The sequence below is a fragment of the Streptomyces sp. NPDC002886 genome, assembly GCF_042888445.1.
Taxonomy (GTDB): domain Bacteria; phylum Actinomycetota; class Actinomycetes; order Streptomycetales; family Streptomycetaceae; genus Streptomyces.
The window spans coordinates 1,023,611-1,039,948 of record NZ_JBIAPV010000002.1; the positions used below are offsets into that span (position 1 = coordinate 1,023,611).

15 protein-coding genes and 1 tRNA gene are annotated in these 16,338 nt (G+C 73.2%); 3 read left to right on the plus strand and 13 right to left on the minus strand.

The window, feature by feature from the left end:
- Positions 1–10: 10 nt before the first annotated feature.
- The 3 genes from ACFYYB_RS10840 to ACFYYB_RS10850 are packed head-to-tail and all read right to left on the minus strand — an operon-like array spanning position 11 to position 2,313.
- Entirely contained in the window at positions 11–886 is an 876-nt protein-coding gene (locus tag ACFYYB_RS10840) for a hypothetical protein (protein ID WP_389434583.1), read from the minus strand.
- Positions 883–1,266: a PadR family transcriptional regulator gene (locus ACFYYB_RS10845; protein WP_389434584.1), complete on the minus strand. Its 384-nt coding sequence runs from the start codon at positions 1,264–1,266 to the stop codon at positions 883–885. Before ACFYYB_RS10845 ends, ACFYYB_RS10840 begins: the two co-directional genes overlap by 4 nt.
- Before the next feature lie 57 nt (positions 1,267–1,323).
- The gene (locus tag ACFYYB_RS10850) at positions 1,324–2,313 is read right to left on the minus strand and encodes a methyltransferase domain-containing protein (protein ID WP_389434585.1); all 990 of its coding nucleotides are present in this window, start codon (positions 2,311–2,313) and stop codon (positions 1,324–1,326) included.
- A gap of 125 nt (positions 2,314–2,438) precedes the next feature.
- Here ACFYYB_RS10850 and ACFYYB_RS10855 point away from each other — a divergent pair, with 125 nt between their 5' ends.
- Positions 2,439–2,843, plus strand: a complete 405-nt coding sequence (locus ACFYYB_RS10855) for a globin (protein WP_243334938.1) — start codon at positions 2,439–2,441, stop codon at positions 2,841–2,843.
- 63 nt (positions 2,844–2,906) lie between these two features.
- Here ACFYYB_RS10855 and ACFYYB_RS10860 read toward each other — a convergent pair whose 3' ends face one another.
- From ACFYYB_RS10860 to ettA, 3 genes are read right to left on the minus strand one after another with little or no spacing between them, the layout of a single operon-like run.
- Positions 2,907–3,629: a hypothetical protein gene (locus ACFYYB_RS10860; protein WP_389434586.1), complete on the minus strand. Its 723-nt coding sequence runs from the start codon at positions 3,627–3,629 to the stop codon at positions 2,907–2,909.
- Positions 3,626–4,105 carry an acyl-CoA thioesterase gene (locus tag ACFYYB_RS10865; protein WP_389434587.1) on the minus strand — a complete coding sequence of 160 codons (480 nt, stop codon included), beginning with the start codon at positions 4,103–4,105 and terminating at the stop codon, positions 3,626–3,628. The genes ACFYYB_RS10860 and ACFYYB_RS10865 overlap by 4 nt, the downstream gene beginning before the upstream one ends.
- Positions 4,106–4,123: 18 nt before the next feature.
- Complete coding sequence (gene ettA, locus ACFYYB_RS10870) at positions 4,124–5,788, minus strand: energy-dependent translational throttle protein EttA (RefSeq protein WP_389434588.1); 1,665 nt, start codon at positions 5,786–5,788, stop codon at positions 4,124–4,126.
- A 202-nt stretch (positions 5,789–5,990) separates the two neighbouring features.
- On the opposite strand from ettA, the gene ACFYYB_RS10875 reads away from it, so the two are divergent.
- Positions 5,991–6,557: a hypothetical protein gene (locus ACFYYB_RS10875; RefSeq protein ID WP_389434590.1), complete on the plus strand. Its 567-nt coding sequence runs from the start codon at positions 5,991–5,993 to the stop codon at positions 6,555–6,557.
- 66 nt (positions 6,558–6,623) lie between these two features.
- Here ACFYYB_RS10875 and ACFYYB_RS10880 read toward each other — a convergent pair whose 3' ends face one another.
- The 5 genes from ACFYYB_RS10880 to ACFYYB_RS10900 form a co-directional block, all read right to left on the minus strand.
- Positions 6,624–8,114 (minus strand): bifunctional phosphatase PAP2/diacylglycerol kinase family protein, encoded by a 1,491-nt coding sequence (locus ACFYYB_RS10880; RefSeq protein WP_389434592.1) that lies wholly within the window; start codon positions 8,112–8,114, stop codon positions 6,624–6,626.
- Between the two features lie 161 nt (positions 8,115–8,275).
- Positions 8,276–9,631 carry a thioester domain-containing protein gene (locus tag ACFYYB_RS10885; protein WP_389434594.1) on the minus strand — a complete coding sequence of 452 codons (1,356 nt, stop codon included), beginning with the start codon at positions 9,629–9,631 and terminating at the stop codon, positions 8,276–8,278.
- Between the two features lie 68 nt (positions 9,632–9,699).
- Complete coding sequence (locus tag ACFYYB_RS10890; protein WP_327306705.1) at positions 9,700–10,107, minus strand: single-stranded DNA-binding protein; 408 nt, start codon at positions 10,105–10,107, stop codon at positions 9,700–9,702.
- 136 nt (positions 10,108–10,243) lie between these two features.
- Positions 10,244–12,070 (minus strand): GTPase, encoded by a 1,827-nt coding sequence (locus ACFYYB_RS10895; RefSeq protein ID WP_389434596.1) that lies wholly within the window; start codon positions 12,068–12,070, stop codon positions 10,244–10,246.
- A 4-nt stretch (positions 12,071–12,074) separates the two neighbouring features.
- Positions 12,075–13,703 carry a dynamin family protein gene (locus ACFYYB_RS10900; protein WP_389434598.1) on the minus strand — a complete coding sequence of 543 codons (1,629 nt, stop codon included), beginning with the start codon at positions 13,701–13,703 and terminating at the stop codon, positions 12,075–12,077.
- A 332-nt stretch (positions 13,704–14,035) separates the two neighbouring features.
- On the opposite strand from ACFYYB_RS10900, the gene ACFYYB_RS10905 reads away from it, so the two are divergent.
- A tRNA-Arg gene (locus tag ACFYYB_RS10905) sits at positions 14,036–14,108 on the plus strand.
- Between the two features lie 232 nt (positions 14,109–14,340).
- Here ACFYYB_RS10905 and ACFYYB_RS10910 read toward each other — a convergent pair.
- Together ACFYYB_RS10910 and ACFYYB_RS10915 are read right to left on the minus strand one after the other, a co-directional pair.
- Entirely contained in the window at positions 14,341–15,042 is a 702-nt protein-coding gene (locus ACFYYB_RS10910) for a class I SAM-dependent methyltransferase (protein ID WP_389434599.1), read from the minus strand.
- Positions 15,043–15,186: 144 nt separating this feature from the next.
- Positions 15,187–16,101: a BTAD domain-containing putative transcriptional regulator gene (locus ACFYYB_RS10915; RefSeq protein WP_389434600.1), complete on the minus strand. Its 915-nt coding sequence runs from the start codon at positions 16,099–16,101 to the stop codon at positions 15,187–15,189.
- Between the last annotated feature and the right edge of the window lie 237 nt (positions 16,102–16,338).

Consider the following 16,338-nt stretch of genomic DNA (forward strand, 5'->3'; position numbering starts at 1 on the left):
TCGGGGATGTTCAGCCGCCGACCAGCGGGTCCCGGGCCCCGCGCCGGCGCCGCACGCTGACCACCGCGGCGGCGACCAGCAGCAGGACGAGCAGACCGGCCAGGGCGAGCGGGAGCAGCGTCCCGGGGTGGAGGGCGAAGAACAGGACCGGCAGACCCGCGAGCAGGACGGCCGGCGCGGTGCGCAGCCCGGCGAAGGCCCGGCGTCCGGCCAGCAGCAGTCCGGCGGCCAGCGTGACGGCGAAGCGCAGCTGGGTGAAGGGGTACACCAGCGGGACCAGCATCACCGCACTCGTCAGCACCAGCGTCCACGCCATCACCGCGAGCACGCCGGCCCGTGTGCGGACACGGGGAGCGGGCCTCAGGTCCGGCGGGCACGCCACGGCGACCAGGGCCAGGACGAGCATCGGCCCGTCGATGAACGCCGAGAACCCGATGGAGGCGATGCCCATCCGGACCGCACCGAGCGCGAACACCACGACGGTTGCCGCCAGCACGGTCCAGCTGCCCGCCGCCCAGCGTCCGGCCAGCGCGAGGAACACCCCGAACACCATGACGAGGTAGGCCGCGACCATCCCCGCGAAGCCCGGACCGATCTCGTCGAAGTCCACCATGAGGAAGACGTTGTGCAGCACTCCGGCCCAGCTCGACGCGGCGGCCCCGACGGCGACCAGGGCGAACGGCGCCAGCGCCGCCAGGAGCCGGCCGGGGCGTCCCGCGGAGCCCAGGCCGAGCCGCATGCGCAGGGCGTGGCCGGCCACGTCGGCGGCTTCCCGCACCCGGGCGGGCACCCCTGCCCCGCTCGTGGCTTCCTCGTACGCGTAGGCGATCTCGTCGCCGAACTCCCGCCGGTAGGCGGCGGGATACAGCCTCAGCAGCGCGCTCACGTGCCCACCGCCGTGCGGCCGAGTCCCGTACGGAGGGCGGTGCCGAGGGAGGCGGCGGAGCCGCCGAGCCCCAGCCGCCGGGTGGCTTCCTGCGCGGTGCGCGCGAGCCGGGCCGCCTCGGCGGCCAGGATCTCCCGGCCGCGCGGGGCGAGGGCGTAGCTGCGCCGCCTGCGGCCGTCGACCACCTCTTCCTCGTGGACGGCGATGAGTTCTTGTTCCAGGAGCCGCTCCAGGGCCCCGTAGAGCGTTCCGGTGCGCATGGTGGTGCGGCCTTCCGAAATCTTCTCGACCTCCTGGGCGATCGCGTATCCGTGCCGCGGGGCATCGGCGATCGCCGTGAGGATCAGCAGGGTCGGCTCGCGGAGAGCTTGATCAGTCACACCCTGAACATAGCTCGGCCACCGACATATGTCGATAGCCGACCTATGGCTCCTGATCTACGACTCCCCGACGGCCTCCCCCAGGGGCCACACGTAGGGCCCCTGGGGGTCGTCGAGCCAGCACCACTGCCCCGCGGCGCTCACCGTCACCCCGAAGCGCTCGCGCGACGGCCGGTCCTCGCGCCGCCACAGGTCCAGCGCCTCCCTCGGGTGCAGGGCTCCCGAGGTGAGCACGAGCATGAACTGGAAGCGCTCGTTCTCCACCAGCTCGTACGGGATCCCCTGCGGCATCCCGTACGTGCCCGGCGGCGCGGCCGTGGCCCCGCGCAGGGGCACGAAGTAGGCCGAGGTGTGCAGGAAGCGGCCCTCGGCGAACTCGGCGTCCCGCACCGTGAGCGCGATCAGCCCGGTCGACAGGGGGCCCAGGATCCGGGCCCCGGGCCGGCACTGCCCCAGCCACGCGGGCGGGATCAGCGGGATCGTGCAGGTCACCAGGATCCGGTCGAAGGGGGCGCGGGCGGGGCAGCCGCGCGCCCCGTCGCCGGTGACGACCGCCGGGTGGTAGCCGAGCCGGTCCAGGTGGGCACGCGCCGACTCGGTGATCTCCTCGTCCAGGTCGACGGTGGTGACCAGCCCGTCGCCGAGCCGGTGGCACAGCAGGGCCGCGTTGTAGCCGGTGCCGGCGCCGATCTCCAGCACGCTGTCCCCGTCGCGGACGTCCAAGGCCTCCAGCATCTTCGCCATCAGCGAGGGCTGGCTGCTGGAGGAGACCAGTTCGCCGTCGCGCAGCCGGGTGGCGAGCGGGGCGTCGGTGTAGACCCCGCGCAGCCAGCGGGCCCGCTGTTCGGGGTCGGGGTCCTCGGCCCAGAGCCGCTCGTGACCGGCGCCGCGGCCCGTGTAGTAGTACGGGACGAACACGTGCCGGGGCACGGCGGCGAAGGCCGCCCGCCAGCGCGGATCCTCCAGCGCCCCGGCGGCGGTCAGCTCCCGTACCTGGGCGGCGTGCGCAGTCTCCCGCACGTCGCGTACCTCGGCGTGTGCGCCCATGCCTCCACTGTCCTGCGGACGCCGCCCGGGTGCGACCGCGCCGCGGCCGTCGGGAGCCGAACCCGGCCGAACCCGGGGGTCCTAGGGCCGGAGTCCTCCGTCCGGGCGTCTGAGACGATGGTCGGGTGAATGAGATTCCGCGGGGCACGGTCCAGGAGCAGACCTTCTACGAACTGGTGGGCGGCGAAGACACCTTCCGCCGCCTGGTCCACCGCTTCTACCAGGGGGTCGCCGAGGACCCGCTGCTGCGCCCGATGTACCCGGAGGGGGACCTCGGTCCGGCCGAGGAGCGGTTCGCGCTGTTCCTGATGCAGTACTGGGGCGGCCCGAACACCTACAGCGAGAACCGCGGCCACCCGCGCCTGCGCATGCGGCACGCGCCGTTCCAGGTGGACGCCGCCGCGCACGACGCGTGGCTGGCCCACATGCGGGTGGCGGTGGACGAGCTCGCCCTCGCGCCCGAGCACGAGGCGCAGCTGTGGCGGTACCTGACGTACGCCGCCGCGTCGATGATCAACACCGCGGGCTAGGGCGTACGGGATCGGGGAGGACCCGTACGGGACCCCGCGCGGGATCCCGTACGGCGTGGCCGGCTAGACCGGCCGGACGAGCAGGGTGCCGAGGCCGCCGGGGCGGCGCGTGGCCACGGACCCGTACGGGGTGCGCAGCCGCAGCCAGCCGCCGGAAGCGAACAGGGCCACGGGCTCGGGGGCTCCTGCCGCGGCAGGCGCGGTGGGGGCGGCGGGCACGGTGGACCGTACCGGCCGCAGGAAGCCCAGGGACTGCGCGGCGTGCACGGCGCGCAGCGGAAGTTCGGTGTCCCCCAGCGTGCGGGACCAGATCTCGCGGCCGATGCGGTCGCGCTCGGAGCGGGTCCGGTGCTGCGGGGGCAGGGCCTCGTCGCGGGCCCGGAACTCGGCGACGGCGGCCGCCAGGGCCTTCGCCATCGCCTCGGGGCCGGGCAGCCCGGCCACCGGGGTCCAGCCGCCGCGGGGCGGCAGCACGCCCGCCCAGGGCGGTCCGGTGACGGCCGCCGGGACGACGGCTCCGGCCCGCTCGCCCTCGTCGACCGACTCCAGCAGCTCCCCGGCCGAAACGGTCAGGTCGAGCGGAGCGGAGAGCGGCGCGGCGAGCCGCACCGTGCGGACGGCCAGGACGTCGAAGGACGGCGGCCGCCCGAAAACGGCGAGCGCGCCACCGCCGGCCTGCGCCTGCAGGCGGACGGCGGCGGCGCGGTCGTAGTGCACCAGCCGGCCCAGGAAGGCGGCGAGGTCCGCCGCCTCCCCGGAGTCGGCGAAGTGCAGCTGCTCGTTCATGCCGCGATGCCTCCGGCAGGGGCGCCGGCACCGGTCTTCGGCTGTGCCTTCGGCTCGTCCAGGTACTCCTGGAGGAAGAGCTTCTCCTCGGCCGTGATGCGGCGGGGCCGCCCCTCGGCGAGGTTGTAGGGCACGACCACGGTCTCGGCGCGCACGTACACCGTCTCCGGCGCGTCCTCGGTCGCCTCGTCCTTGACCTCGTAGCGGATGGTCAGGGACGCGGCGCCTATCCGGGTCACCCAGGACTCGATGAGGACCGGCTCGTGGCGGTGCACGAGGGGCAGCTTGTAGTCGATCTCGTGACGGGCCACGACGGAACCGCCCGTGAAGGACTCACTGCCCTCCCCCGGCGCGAGGCGGAACATGAAGTCGATCCGCGCCTCCTCCAGATAGCGGAGGAAGACGACGTTGTTGACGTGCCCGAAGGCATCCATGTCCGCCCAGCGGAGGGGGCATCGGTAGTGGTGTCTGGCCATGGCCCGTTTCCTCGGCCCTCAGCCTCGGGTGAGCTTCTTGTAGGTGGCGCGGTGCGGACGGGTCGCGTCCGCGCCGAGCCGCTCGACCTTGTTCTTCTCGTACGACTCGAAGTTGCCCTCGAACCAGTACCACTTGGACTCGCCCTCGTACGCCAGGATGTGCGTGGCGACCCGGTCCAGGAACCAGCGGTCGTGGGAGATGACCACGGCCGCACCGGGGAATTCGAGGAGCGCGTTCTCGAGCGAGGACAGGGTCTCGACGTCGAGGTCGTTGGTGGGCTCGTCGAGGAGCAGCAGGTTGCCGCCCTCCTTGAGCGTCAGCGCCAGGTTCAGGCGGTTGCGCTCACCACCGGAGAGGATGCCGGCGGCCTTCTGCTGGTCCGGACCCTTGAAGCCGAAGGCGCTGACGTACGCGCGCGACGGCATCTCGACCTGGCCGACGTTGATGTAGTCCAGCTCGTCCGACACGACGGCCCACAGGGACTTCTTGGGGTCGATGTTGGCGCGGCTCTGGTCGACGTACGAGATCTTGACGGTCTCGCCGATCTTGACGGAACCGGAGTCCGGCGCCTCGAGACCCAGGAGCATCTTGAAGAGCGTGGTCTTGCCGGCGCCGTTCGGGCCGATGATGCCCACGATGCCGTTGCGCGGCAGGGTGAAGGACAGGTCGTCGACCAGGACCTTGTCGCCGAACGCCTTGTTGAGGTTGTTGACCTCGACCACGATCGAGCCCAGACGCGGGCCCGGCGGGATCTGGATCTCCTCGAAGTCCAGCTTCCGCATCTTGTCCGCCTCGGCGGCCATCTCCTCGTAGCGCGCGAGGCGGGCCTTGGACTTGGTCTGGCGCCCCTTGGCGTTCGACCGCACCCACTCGAGCTCTTCCTTGAGGCGCTTCTGGCGCTTCTCGTCCTTGCGGCCCTCGACCTTGAGACGGGTGGCCTTCTTCTCCAGGTAGGTGGAGTAGTTGCCCTCGTACGGGTGGGCGCGGCCGCGGTCGAGCTCGAGGATCCACTCGGCGACGTTGTTCAGGAAGTACCGGTCGTGGGTGACGGCGACGACGGCACCCTTGTACTGCGAAAGGTGCTGCTCCAGCCAGTTCACCGACTCGGCGTCGAGGTGGTTGGTGGGCTCGTCGAGGAGGAGCAGGTCCGGGGCCTCGATCAGCAGCTTGCAGAGCGCGACGCGGCGCTTCTCGCCACCGGAGAGGTTGGTGACGGGCCAGTCGCCGGGCGGGCAGCCCAGGGCGTCCATGGCCTGCTCCAGCTGGGCGTCGAGGTCCCAGGCGTTGGCGTGGTCCAGGACTTCCTGGAGCTTGCCCATCTCGTCCAGCAGCGCGTCGGTGTAGTCGGTCGCCATTTCCTCGGCGACCTCGTTGAAGCGCTTCAGCTTGGCCATGATGTCGGCCGCGCCGTCCTGGACGTTCTCCAGGACCGTCTTGGCCTCGTCGAGCTTGGGCTCCTGCATGAGGATGCCGACCGTGAAGCCGGGAGACAGGTAGGCCTCGCCGTTGGACGGCTGCTCCAGCCCCGCCATGATCTTGAGGACGGTGGACTTACCGGCGCCGTTGGGGCCGACCACACCGATCTTCGCGCCGGGCAGGAAGTTCAGGGTGACGTCATCAAGAATCACCTTGTCGCCGTGCGCCTTGCGCGTCTTGCGCATGGTGTAGATGAACTCAGCCAAGAGAAACCGTCCGGCAGATCGATGGGTGGGCAGATACACCCCATCTTGCCTGACGTCCATCCCTCGGGGGAAACCCGTTCGGCCTCGCGACCACCGCAACGGGGTCCGCCAAACGGTCCCGAGGCCTTGTGCCGCACGGCAGGATGATGCCGACGAGGGCGTGGCGGGGGGCTGCGGCCGAGGTGGGGGACGTGGGGGACGCATGGACAGCGGACTGATCGCGCTCGGAGCCGCCGTGGTCGGCGTGGCCGGAACTTTGCTCGCGACGGTGCTTTCGCAGCGGATGGTGGCGCGGGTGCAGGCGGCGCAGTTCGAGCGGGAGCAGCGGGTCGCGCAGGTGGGGTGGGCCCGGGAGCAGCAGCTGGCGGAGCGCGATCGCAAGCGGGAGTGCTACGCGGCGACGAACGCCGCGTACCGGCGGTACCGCATCGCGCTCATGTCCTTCCTCTGGGCCGTCCACAACGCGCCGGCAGATCCGGCGGATCCGGCGGAGCGGCCCGCGCCCGCGCGGACGGCGCTGGAGGAAGCCCGGGGCAGCCATCACGCCGCCTTCGCGCAGGCGCAGATGATCGCCTCCGCCGCCGTCCTTCTGGAACTGGACTCGATGACCCGGGGCATGGCGGGGGCGTACGCCCGCACGATGCGGCTGGCCGAGGGTGCTCCCGGGCCGGACTGCTCCTTCGAGGAGATCCATGCCGAGCTGCTCAGGCTGTCGGAATGCTCGAACGTCATGCGGGGCACCATGCGGGCGGATCTCGGCATGGTCTGAGCGCGGGCCCGGGCCCCCGGCCTCCGGCGGCGCCCAGGGCCGGGACCGGGCTCAGCGGGGTCGGCCTCAGCGGGGGCGGTAGACCCTCAGGGCGTCCGGGAGGTCGTCCAGGACCAGGGCCGTGGGGGCCTGGGCGTACTCGCCGTCGTAGGCGAGCGGGGTGCCGGCGGGGATGTCGCTCAGGCGCAGGCTGCGCAGCCGGGTGGCGACGTGGACCGGGGAGCGGGTCAGCGGGCCCGCGAAGGCGGCCGCGAGCAGGCGGGGGCCGGGGCGGCCGCCGCCGTGGACGAGCCGGATGTCCAGGAGGCCCTCGCCCAGGCTCTTGCGGTAGCGGGGCGCCGGGCCCGTGCCCTGGTAGGTGCCGTTGCCCGCGAAGAGCAGCCAGACGCTGCGCGGCTTCCCGGCGAGCTTGAGCCGTACCGGGCGCTCCGCGCGCAGCACCCGGTACGCCGCCAGGAGGGCGGCGGGGCCGCCGCCGATCCGGGGGGCCCAGCGGAGCCGGGTGCCGAGCAGCTCCGGGTAGGCCCCGATGCTGAAGTTGTTCAGGAAGTACCCGGCCCTGGTGTCCTCCGGGTCCGGGCCGGGGCCCGGGGTGAAGCGGCCGACGCCGATGTGGACGGCGTGGCCGTCCGCCACGGCCCGGCAGGTGTCCTCGATCCCGGCGAGGCCGAGGTCGAGCGCGAAGTGGTTGAGCGTGCCGCCGGGGAACACCGCCAGCGGGATCCCGGCGCGCAGCGCGGCGGTGGCGGCGGCGTTTATGGTGCCGTCGCCGCCGCACACGCCGAGGACGGCGGCCCGCTCGGCGGCCGAGGCCAGTTCCGCGGCGAGGTCCGGCCCTTCGCACTCGACGAGCTCGGCCTTCGGCAGCCGCTCGCGCAGCAGTACGTCGAGCCCCGTCGTGGCGGCCGTGCCCGACCCGGTGTTCACGACCACCGTGAGACCGGCCCCGTCGGGCAGCGCGGGTGCCACGGCGGCGCGCTCGTCGCCGGGCACGATGCGGGCCTCCACGGCGTCCCGGGTGAGGCGGCGCACGACGAGTCCGGCCGCCACCCCGAGCGCGGCGCCCGCGAGCACGTCCGAGGGGTAGTGGACGCCGGTGTACACGCGGGAGAAGGCGACGGAGGCGGCGACCGGGGCCAGCGCGGCGCCCCAGAGCGGGGACTCCATCGCCACGCCGGCGGTGAAGGCGAACGCGGACGCGGCGTGCCCCGAGGGGAAGGAGGTGGTCCGCGGCTGCGTGCCGAGCTGTCGCGCGGCGGGTACCCCGTCCAGCACCGGGCGCGGCCGGCGTACGGACCATTTGCCGACGGTGTTGATGGTCGCGGAGGCCAGCGCCAGCGAGGCGACCCCGCGCACGGCCGCCTTACGGGCCCCGGCCGAGCCGAGGACGGCGATCCCCGCGGCGGCCCCGCCCCACAGCAGGCCGTGGTTCGCGGCCCGGCCGAGCCGCGGCAGCACCCGGTCGGCCCCGGGCCAGTGCCGCCCGGCCACGACGTCGAAGAGCCACCGGTCCCCTCGCGCGACCGCGCCCCGCCAGGTCAGATCTTGATCAGCCATTTCTTGCCTCTACCCGAACCCCCGGATCCCAACCAGCCACCACACCCGCCCCGGCCCCCGGGCGCGCCGGTCCGCTTCCCGCTCCGGTCCTGCTCCGGGCCCGTGTCCCGCACCGGGCCCGGGTCCTACTCCGGGCCCGGGTCCTACTCCGGGCCCGGGTCCTACTCCGGGCCCGTCGCCCGGTCCGGGCCGGGGCCGTCCTCCAGGGGGCGCTTGCGCAGGAGGAGGACGACCAGGCCGCCCAGGACGACCAGGCCCACCGCCAGGGAGGCGATCACCGGGGTGGCCGCCGAGCTGCCGCTGGCGGCCAGCCGTTCCCCGGAGGTGTCCGGCTCCGGTTCCGGGGCGGCGGAGGCCGACAGCGCGCCCAGTGCCGCCATCGTCCCGCCGGACGCCCCGGCCGGGGCCCCGCCCGACGCCGCCTCGTCCGCCGGCCGGGCGACGGGGAGCTGTGGCCACGTGGCCGTCGCCGTGGCCACCGCGGCGGACTCGCTGGAGCCGGCCACGATCTGGACCTGCGCCGGGACCCCGCTGGTGAAGACCCTGCCGACGGGCACGCGCGTGTTCCCGCGGAGGGTGACCTCGGCGCTGCCGTCCGCCGTCCCCTCCGGCACCTCGAAGTACAGCTTCGCTCCGTTGACCGCGGAGGTGACCGGCAGGCCCCGGGCATCGACCACCCGCACCCCCATGGCCAGGGCCGCCGGGTCCGGGGTCACGCTCACGCTCTGCGCACCCGTACGGACGGTGACCGGCCCGATCCGGGTGCCCAGCGGCCCCGACACCTCGCCGGGATCCACCGCGAGCGACGCCGGCGGTTCGGGCAGCCTGCGCGCCGCCCGCTGGAGGTAGTCGGCCAGCTTCTCCGCCGCCGGGTCGACGGCCTCCACCGCCACTCCCTCGGCCAGGCGCCAGATGGCCACCTGGGTCCCGGCCGCGGCGCTCTCCGCGGTGAGCGCCGGGGCTCCGGCGGCCTTGGCGAGACCGGCCAGATCGTTCAGCTGGGGGTAGGAGTGCTCCAGTACCCAGCGGATCCGGCCCGCCTCGCCGTTCCCGGCGAGCGGCGTGCCGCTCCATCCGATCTCCGTGAACCGGGCCTGGGGCTGCGCGGCGCCCTCGACGCCGACTCCGTACGTCTGGAGCATGCCGCCGCCGTCGACCCGCATCTCGTACAGCCCGGCGGGGATCCGGCGCACCGTTCCGTCCGGGCCGCGCAGGACGGCCTGTCCGTAGGTCTTCAGCCCGTCGAGGACGGCGCTCGCTCCCTCCGGTGTCCGGGGTGTGGCCGGACCGGTGTCGGCGACCGCCACCGCGCCCGGGGCGCCGGCCAGCGCGGCGGCGAGCAGGGCCATCGCGATCGGCCGCCGTACGGAACCCCGTATGGCCGCGGCGACCGTGGTGCGCGCCGCCGGTGCGTCGCCGGTCCGCGCGGCAGCAGGAACCGGAACACCGCCCGGAGGGCGGCCAGGAGCGACGCCGGCGGCGGCAGGAGTGGAGGGAGCGGGAACGGCAATCGACACAGTCTTCCCCTTCGGGCCGAAGGCCCAGGTGCCCGTGAGTACCGGGGAATCCTAGCCTCCTCGAACACTCAGACCACCGCCGCCTTCTGAGTGGCCATCAGTGGGACGTCCGTCCTGACGACCCGCCGGAAGGCCGCCGTGCCGCGGTTCAGGTCGTGCCCGATGGCGGTCGCGTCGATGTTGGCCGAGAACCACCGGTTGCCCTCCCCGTCGGGCGGGTCCTCCCGCACCCGCAGCCTTCCGTGGACCACCAGCGGTTCACCCACCGACACGGAACCGGCGAGGTTCACGGCGAGGCCGCGCCGCGCCCACACCGTGTAGAAGCTGGTGGGCGCGTCCGCCCAGGTCTCCTTCTTCCGGTCGTAGTACCTGGGGGTGACCGCGAAGCGGAACCGGGCCGCCGGACCGCTCGCGGTGTCCTTGTAGTCGATCTGCGTGGCCACGTAACCCACCAGCGTCACCTGGGTGTCGTTCATCCCGGCCGCCCTTCCGGGGTCCGGCGGTGCGCTCGACCGCGCTCCGCCCCGACCCGCGTTCCCCACCCGTCCGGACCATCCGCACGGCGTAGGACCATGCTGGCCCGGACGGCCGGAACCCGTCGGCGGCTGTGGACTACTGACGGCTTGTGGACAACTTCGCCACCGCCGCGTACTGCTCGCGCACCTCCCGGTAGCGCAGCAGTTCCGCCGCCACCGGCTCCAGCACCCGGGCCCGACCGCAGCCGGCCGCCGCCTGGCGCAGCCGGCGCTCCGCGTCCTGCCCGTAGCGCCGTGCCGGGCCCCGGGCCCCGATCGAACAGGCCCACTCCACGAGCGGTCCGCCGATGATGCCGGCCACCATCAGCAGGACCGGCGGCATCAGGTTCGGTGCGAGAACCCCGGCGATCTGCCCGACCAGCCACAGCCCGCCGTAGATCTGGAGCAGGGTCATGGCCGCCTGCGCGAGCACGGCCGCCGGCCACCACGAGGGCCGCGGCGGGCGCGCGCTGGGCAGGGCGACCACCGGTCCGAGGGTCACCGCGATCTCGTCCAGCGCCTGCGGGAGCCCTTCGGCGCCGCGGACCGCGGTCTCCCGTACGGCCTGGGCCCAGGGGTCGGGCAGGCCGATGACCGCCTCGTCGGCGACGGTCCGTACGGCCTGTTCCACCCGCTGGCGGGCCGTCACCTCTTCCTCGACGGGCAGCTCGGGGGCCGTCGCGGAACGTCCCATGGCCGCCAGCGCGGCGAGGCCGCCGAGCGAGCGCGGGGCGCGCCGGCTCTCGTACCACCGCCACAGGCGCAGCCACGGGGTGCCGCAGGCCTTGCCGGCGTTGCGCCGCCAGGCGCGCTCGGCGGCGAGCCCGGCCGCGTACGCCCCGACCGCTTCGGCGAGGCGGTCCTCGAACTCGGCGCGCGCGGTCTCCCCGATCTCCGGCCCGGGGTGGCCGTCGGCCACGTAGAGCGGTCGCAGGCGGGCAGCGGCCTTGTCGACGTCGGCGGAGATGCGACGGGTCGCGGCGCCCTTCTCCTGGGTGAACTGTCCGAGCATCTCGCGCAGTTCCCCGACGCCTTCACCCGTAAGGGCGGAAAGTCCGATAACGGTGGCTCCGGGCTCGCCGTGTTCGCCGAGCGCGATCCCGTCGTCGTCGAGGAGCCTGCGCAGGTCGTCCAGGACGAGATCGGCCGATTCCCCGGGCAGCCGGTCCACCTGGTTCAGCACGACGAAGGTCACCTCGGCGTGCCCGGCCAGCGGGCGCAGGTAGCGCTCGTGCAGGACGGCGTCCGCGTACTTCTCGGGATCCACCACCCACACCACCGCGTCGACCAGCGCCAGTACCCGGTCCACGTGGTCGCGGTGGGCTCCGACGGCCGAGTCCAGGTCGGGCAGGTCGACGAGGACCATGCCGCGCAGCGCCTCGGCCTCGGAGGTCTCCCGGGGGCGGCGGCGCAGCCGTCCGGGGATCTCCAGGCGGTCCAGCAGTCCGGCGGCGCCGTCGGACCAGCTGCAGGCGATGGGTGCGGCGGTCGTCGGCCTGCGCAGCCCCGTCTCGGAGATCTGCACTCCGGCGAGTGAGTTGAAGAGCGTGGACTTGCCGCTTCCGGTGGCCCCGGCGATGGCCACGACGGTGTGCTGCGCCGACAGCCCGCGGCGCGCGGCCGCCTCGTCCAGGACGCGTCCGGCTTCGGCGAGGGTCTTTCCGTCGAGGATCCTGGTCCGGGACAGCCCGATGAGCTGGCGCAGCGCGTCCAGGCGGACGCGCAGGGCCTGCGCCTCGGGGCTGAGCGGGGGCGTGGGTGCCTTGCCTCCGTCGCTTCCGGCTCCGGAAACCGCTCGTACGAGTGCTTCGTCGCCCTCCTCGTCACCGCCGACGGGCCAGTCGTCCTCGCTGGTCCGGGGGCGTGAACGGGCGATCAGTCCGTCGTCCCAGCGGTCGTCGGTGCGGTCGGTCAGGGCGGTCACCGCGTCACCTCTCCTTCTGCAGTACGGACAGCGCGGCGATCAGCTCGGCCTGGGGTTCGGGACTGACTTCGAGCGCCTCGATCGGGGCGAGGCGGCGGTCGCGTTCGGCGCGCAGCACCTGGTCGAGGTGTTCGGCGACGAGCTCGCCGCCCCGGTCCCGCAGGCGTACGGCGGCTTGGACTCCGATCCGTTCGGCGAGCTTCTCCCCGGCCGGCCGGGCCCGCTTGCCGCCGAGGAGGGCCGCGACGAGCAGGGCGGCGACCCCGTCGGGGTCGGGCGCGGGCTGCTTGTCGAGCCGCGCCACCTCTTCCTCCGCGAGTTCCTCCAGCACGCGCCGCCAGCGGCGCACGGCCATGCCGATACGTTCCGCCGCCTCGCGGTCGGGGGCGGGCAGGGACACCGCACCGGCGGCGGGCTCGCGGCGCCAGGCCTCCGCGATGCGTTCGTCGGCGGCGGCGACGGCGCACTGGAGCAGCGCCGCGAGGGACTCCGCGAGGGAGTCGAGCAGTTCGTCGGCGCTCGTGTCGAGCGGGTAGCCGCGCCAGCGCGTCAGCGCGTCTCCGGCGAGTACGGCGCCCCGGTCCAGGCGGCCCCGGACCCGCTTGCCCTCCCTCTTGTAGGCGTCCTCGACGGCGAAGGTCAGCCGTACGGCCGCGGCGTGCTGGGCCGCGACGGCCGAGGCGAGCTCCGGCATCCGGCGCCCGAGGGAATCGAGCGCGCCGAGGGCGGTGCGCCCGACGGCGTACTGGCGGGCGGCCGGGTCCTGCGCGTGGTGCGCCAGCCAGGCGAACAGCGGCGCCACGGCGCTGGCGGGCAGCAGCCCGCCCCCGCCCGCCGATTCGGGCAGCTCGGGCACCGTGAAGCGGGGCACCTCGCCCAGCCCGGCCCGTGTGAGCAGGGCCCCGTACTGCCGGGAGACCTCGGCGAGCACCTGGTGCGGTACCCGGTCGAGGACGGTGACGAGGGTGGCCTTGTACTGCTTCGCGGTGCGCAGGAGGTGCCAGGGCACGGCGTCGGCGTACCGCGAAGCGGTGGTGACCATGACCCAGACGTCCGCGGCGCAGATGAGCTGCGCGGCGAGCGTCCGGTTGTCGACGACCAGGGAGTCGATGTCGGGGGCGTCGAGGATGGCGAGGCCGCGGGGCAGGGTGGAGACGGTCTCGATCCGGACCTCGCGGGTGGTGGCCGGGTACCCGTGCCCGTGTTTGTCACCCGGCCGGCGGGGGGTCCGCCGGGCGGACGCGGGGGTGTCCTCGTCGTCCTGGGGGGCCCAGACCCGCATCAGATCGGGCAGCACCCGCACTCCGGCGAACCAGTGGTGGTCATCCGGATGGCAGACGAGGACGGGGGTGCGCGTCGTGGGCCGGAGTACCCCGGCTTCACTCACTTGGCGCCCCACGAGGGAGTTGACGAGGGTGGACTTACCGGCCCCGGTGGACCCGCCGACGACGGCGAGCAGCGGCGCCTCCGGCGCCTTCAGCCGGGGTACGAGGTAGTCGTCGAGCTGCGCGAGCAGCTCCGCTCTGGTCTGGCGGGCGCGGGGGGCGCCGGGCAGGGGCAGCGGCAGACGCACGGACGCGACCCGGTCGCGCAGGGCGGACAGGGCATCGAGCAGCTGAGGCCGAACATCCAAGGTCACCACATGCGAAGAATGCCCAATTTAGGAGCATTTTTGAAGCTTATACGTCCTCTGCGCGCCGAGCGCTACTCCAGCGGCACATCCCGGACACAGCGGACGAGTGGGGCGCAGGCATAACGAGTGCACAACACCCAGGGCGCCACGGCGCAAAAGCGGTGCGAGAATCGCACCTGCCTGCGATTATCGGGACCGCTTCACCGAACCTCCACATCGTGGCACGCGAGTGAAGCAACCGGGACAAGGCAACCGGAGCCCTATCCTTGACCCGGCACGGACCACAGCCCCACCCCCACCCAGGGGCTCCAGGCCACCACGGCCACCTTCCGGCCCCCGTAGCTCAGTGGATAGAGCAGGTGCCTTCTAAGCACTTGGCCGCAGGTTCGAGTCCTGCCGGGGGCACACTTCCCGTCCCACCCCGAAGCCCTCCCATGCGGAGGGCTTTCGTGCAGGTCAGGGCACTTTAGCGCGGCCCGCGTAGCGCCGCCGTAAGCGCCGGAGGCTCCCCCTCCCGAGTCCGGGGCTGTCCGGCTGTCACCGGGTCCGCGGGGGCCGGCTTGCCGGAATCTCCTTTGACGTGCACGGGGAAGGTTGCGAGGCTGCGCGTACTCCGGGTGCTGACAAGCTCGGGGTCTTACCGGTGGCCGTGTCCGCCTAGCTCCACCATCGGAGCGGGGTCCGCCTTATGGCGTGCGGCCACCGGCCTTTTGCGGGCGTACGCCGACACCCAGTTGAGGTCACGGTGCCCCGGCCCGTAGCGCTCCAGCTCGTTGACGACGCGTACGTCCGGGTCGGCGAACCCGGCCGCTTCGAGCATGTCCCGAACGCGGTCCGCGGTCTGGTAGCGGAAGAAGCGGGCCGCGTCGGCGCTGAACGACTCTACGATCCCCTCTTCGCCCTGCCCCTCCTTGAAGCTGACGAACAGCGCCCCGCCGGGGCGCAGCACCCGGTGGAACTCGCCGAGGGCGGTCCGTACGTGCTCGTCCTTGAGGTGCAGCAGCGTGGCCTGGCACCAGACGCCAGCGAAACCGCCGTCCGCGAAGTCCAGCGCGCACACGTCCATGCTGCGGAAGTCGAGGGCGGGGTGCAGCTCCCGGGCCCGGCCGAGGAGGGGCTCGCTCAGGTCGATGCCGGTCACCGCCAGACCCCTGGCCGCGAGGAGGGACGTATCGCGGCCGAAGGCACAGCCGGCGTCCAGTACCGGACCCGCCGGGTCGGGCAACAGTGCGACGAAGGTGTCGAGTTCGGCGTCCGGGACCATGTCCTTCGTGGCGGATTCGTACGTGTGGACACCCTGTCCGTAGGCGGCGAGGGTACGCGCGAGGTAGTCAGACATGCCGAAAATCTACTCCGCCGCGATCATGCGCTCGGTTCCCGGCGCCGAGGAGTGCTCGATGACGCGTCCAGGGTCCCGATGACCCCAGCGCCGGCGGCGGGGCTCGGCCACGACAACGGCTGGCACCGCCTCCATGTGCCCAGGTCAGCCCCGTAGCCCAGGAGCTGGAGCACGCGCCTTCTCAACGCTTGGCCCGTCCTGGCGCAGGGACGACATCACCATCAGCTGCGGGTCCTGGAGCAGCAGGCGCGCGTGGAGCGCCCGCAGGGCCGGGCCCGGCTCCACGCCCAGCTCCCGGACCACACGGGCGCGCTGGCCGGAGTACACCGTCAGCGCCTCGTTGCCGCGGTCCGAGCGGTGGAGCGCGAGCATCAGCAGCCACAGGAAGCGTTCCCGCAGCGGGTACTTGTCCACCGCGTAGTACAGGTACGGAACGGCGTTGCGGTGCCCGCCCAGCTCCAGTTCCAGCTCGGCGCGCACCTCCATGTCCGCGAGGAAGCGCTCGTGGCGGTAGAGCCGTTCGCGTTCGAGCATGGGCCCTTCCAGCCCTTCCGCGAGCGGGCCCGTGGACATCATGCGCGCCCTTTCCAGCAGTTCGGCCGCCTGCGGGAGCTCGCCCCTGCGCGCGGCGGCGATGCCGGCCGCCGCCAGTCGTTCGTACGCGTACAGATCGACTTCGGAGTCGCCGATGTCCATCCGGTAGCCGCCGCCCGACCACTCCAGGCAGACGCCCCGGCCGTTGCCTTCTTCGGCCGACAGGAGGCCGCGCAGGCCCGAGACGGATTTCTGGATCAGGTTCTTCGCGCAGGCCGGACAGTCGTCCCCCCAGAGGGCCTCCGCCAGCTGATCGATACCGGTCTCCAGGCCCGGCCGGAGCAACAGGACCGCCAGCAAGGCCCGTTGCTTCGGCGGACCCAGCTCCAGCGCCTTCGTTCCGCGATGGGTCTGCAACGGCCCGAGCAGACGGAACCGCAGTCGCGGCGCAGCTCCGCCGTCCGCCTCGAAGTCGCGGTCGCGGTCGCCGTCGCGGTCACGCTCGCGCAGCAATACACCAGACATTTCCACCCCCAGATGAACCTTCGCAAGGCTAGGTATTACCTGCTGGTTCTCACGGCCCGGGGATCGGATGAGAGAGAGCTCACATCGCCCGACATCTTGACGGCGTCGGGTAGTTGGGCTCCACGCAGGGTGCGCGACGGCGACGGCGACGGCGAATTCCGGGCCGAACCGGGGTCGGTCAGCGATTGCTCCAGCGGCTGGTCAAACCCTGTCGTCCAAGGTGATCCGGTCCGCCCC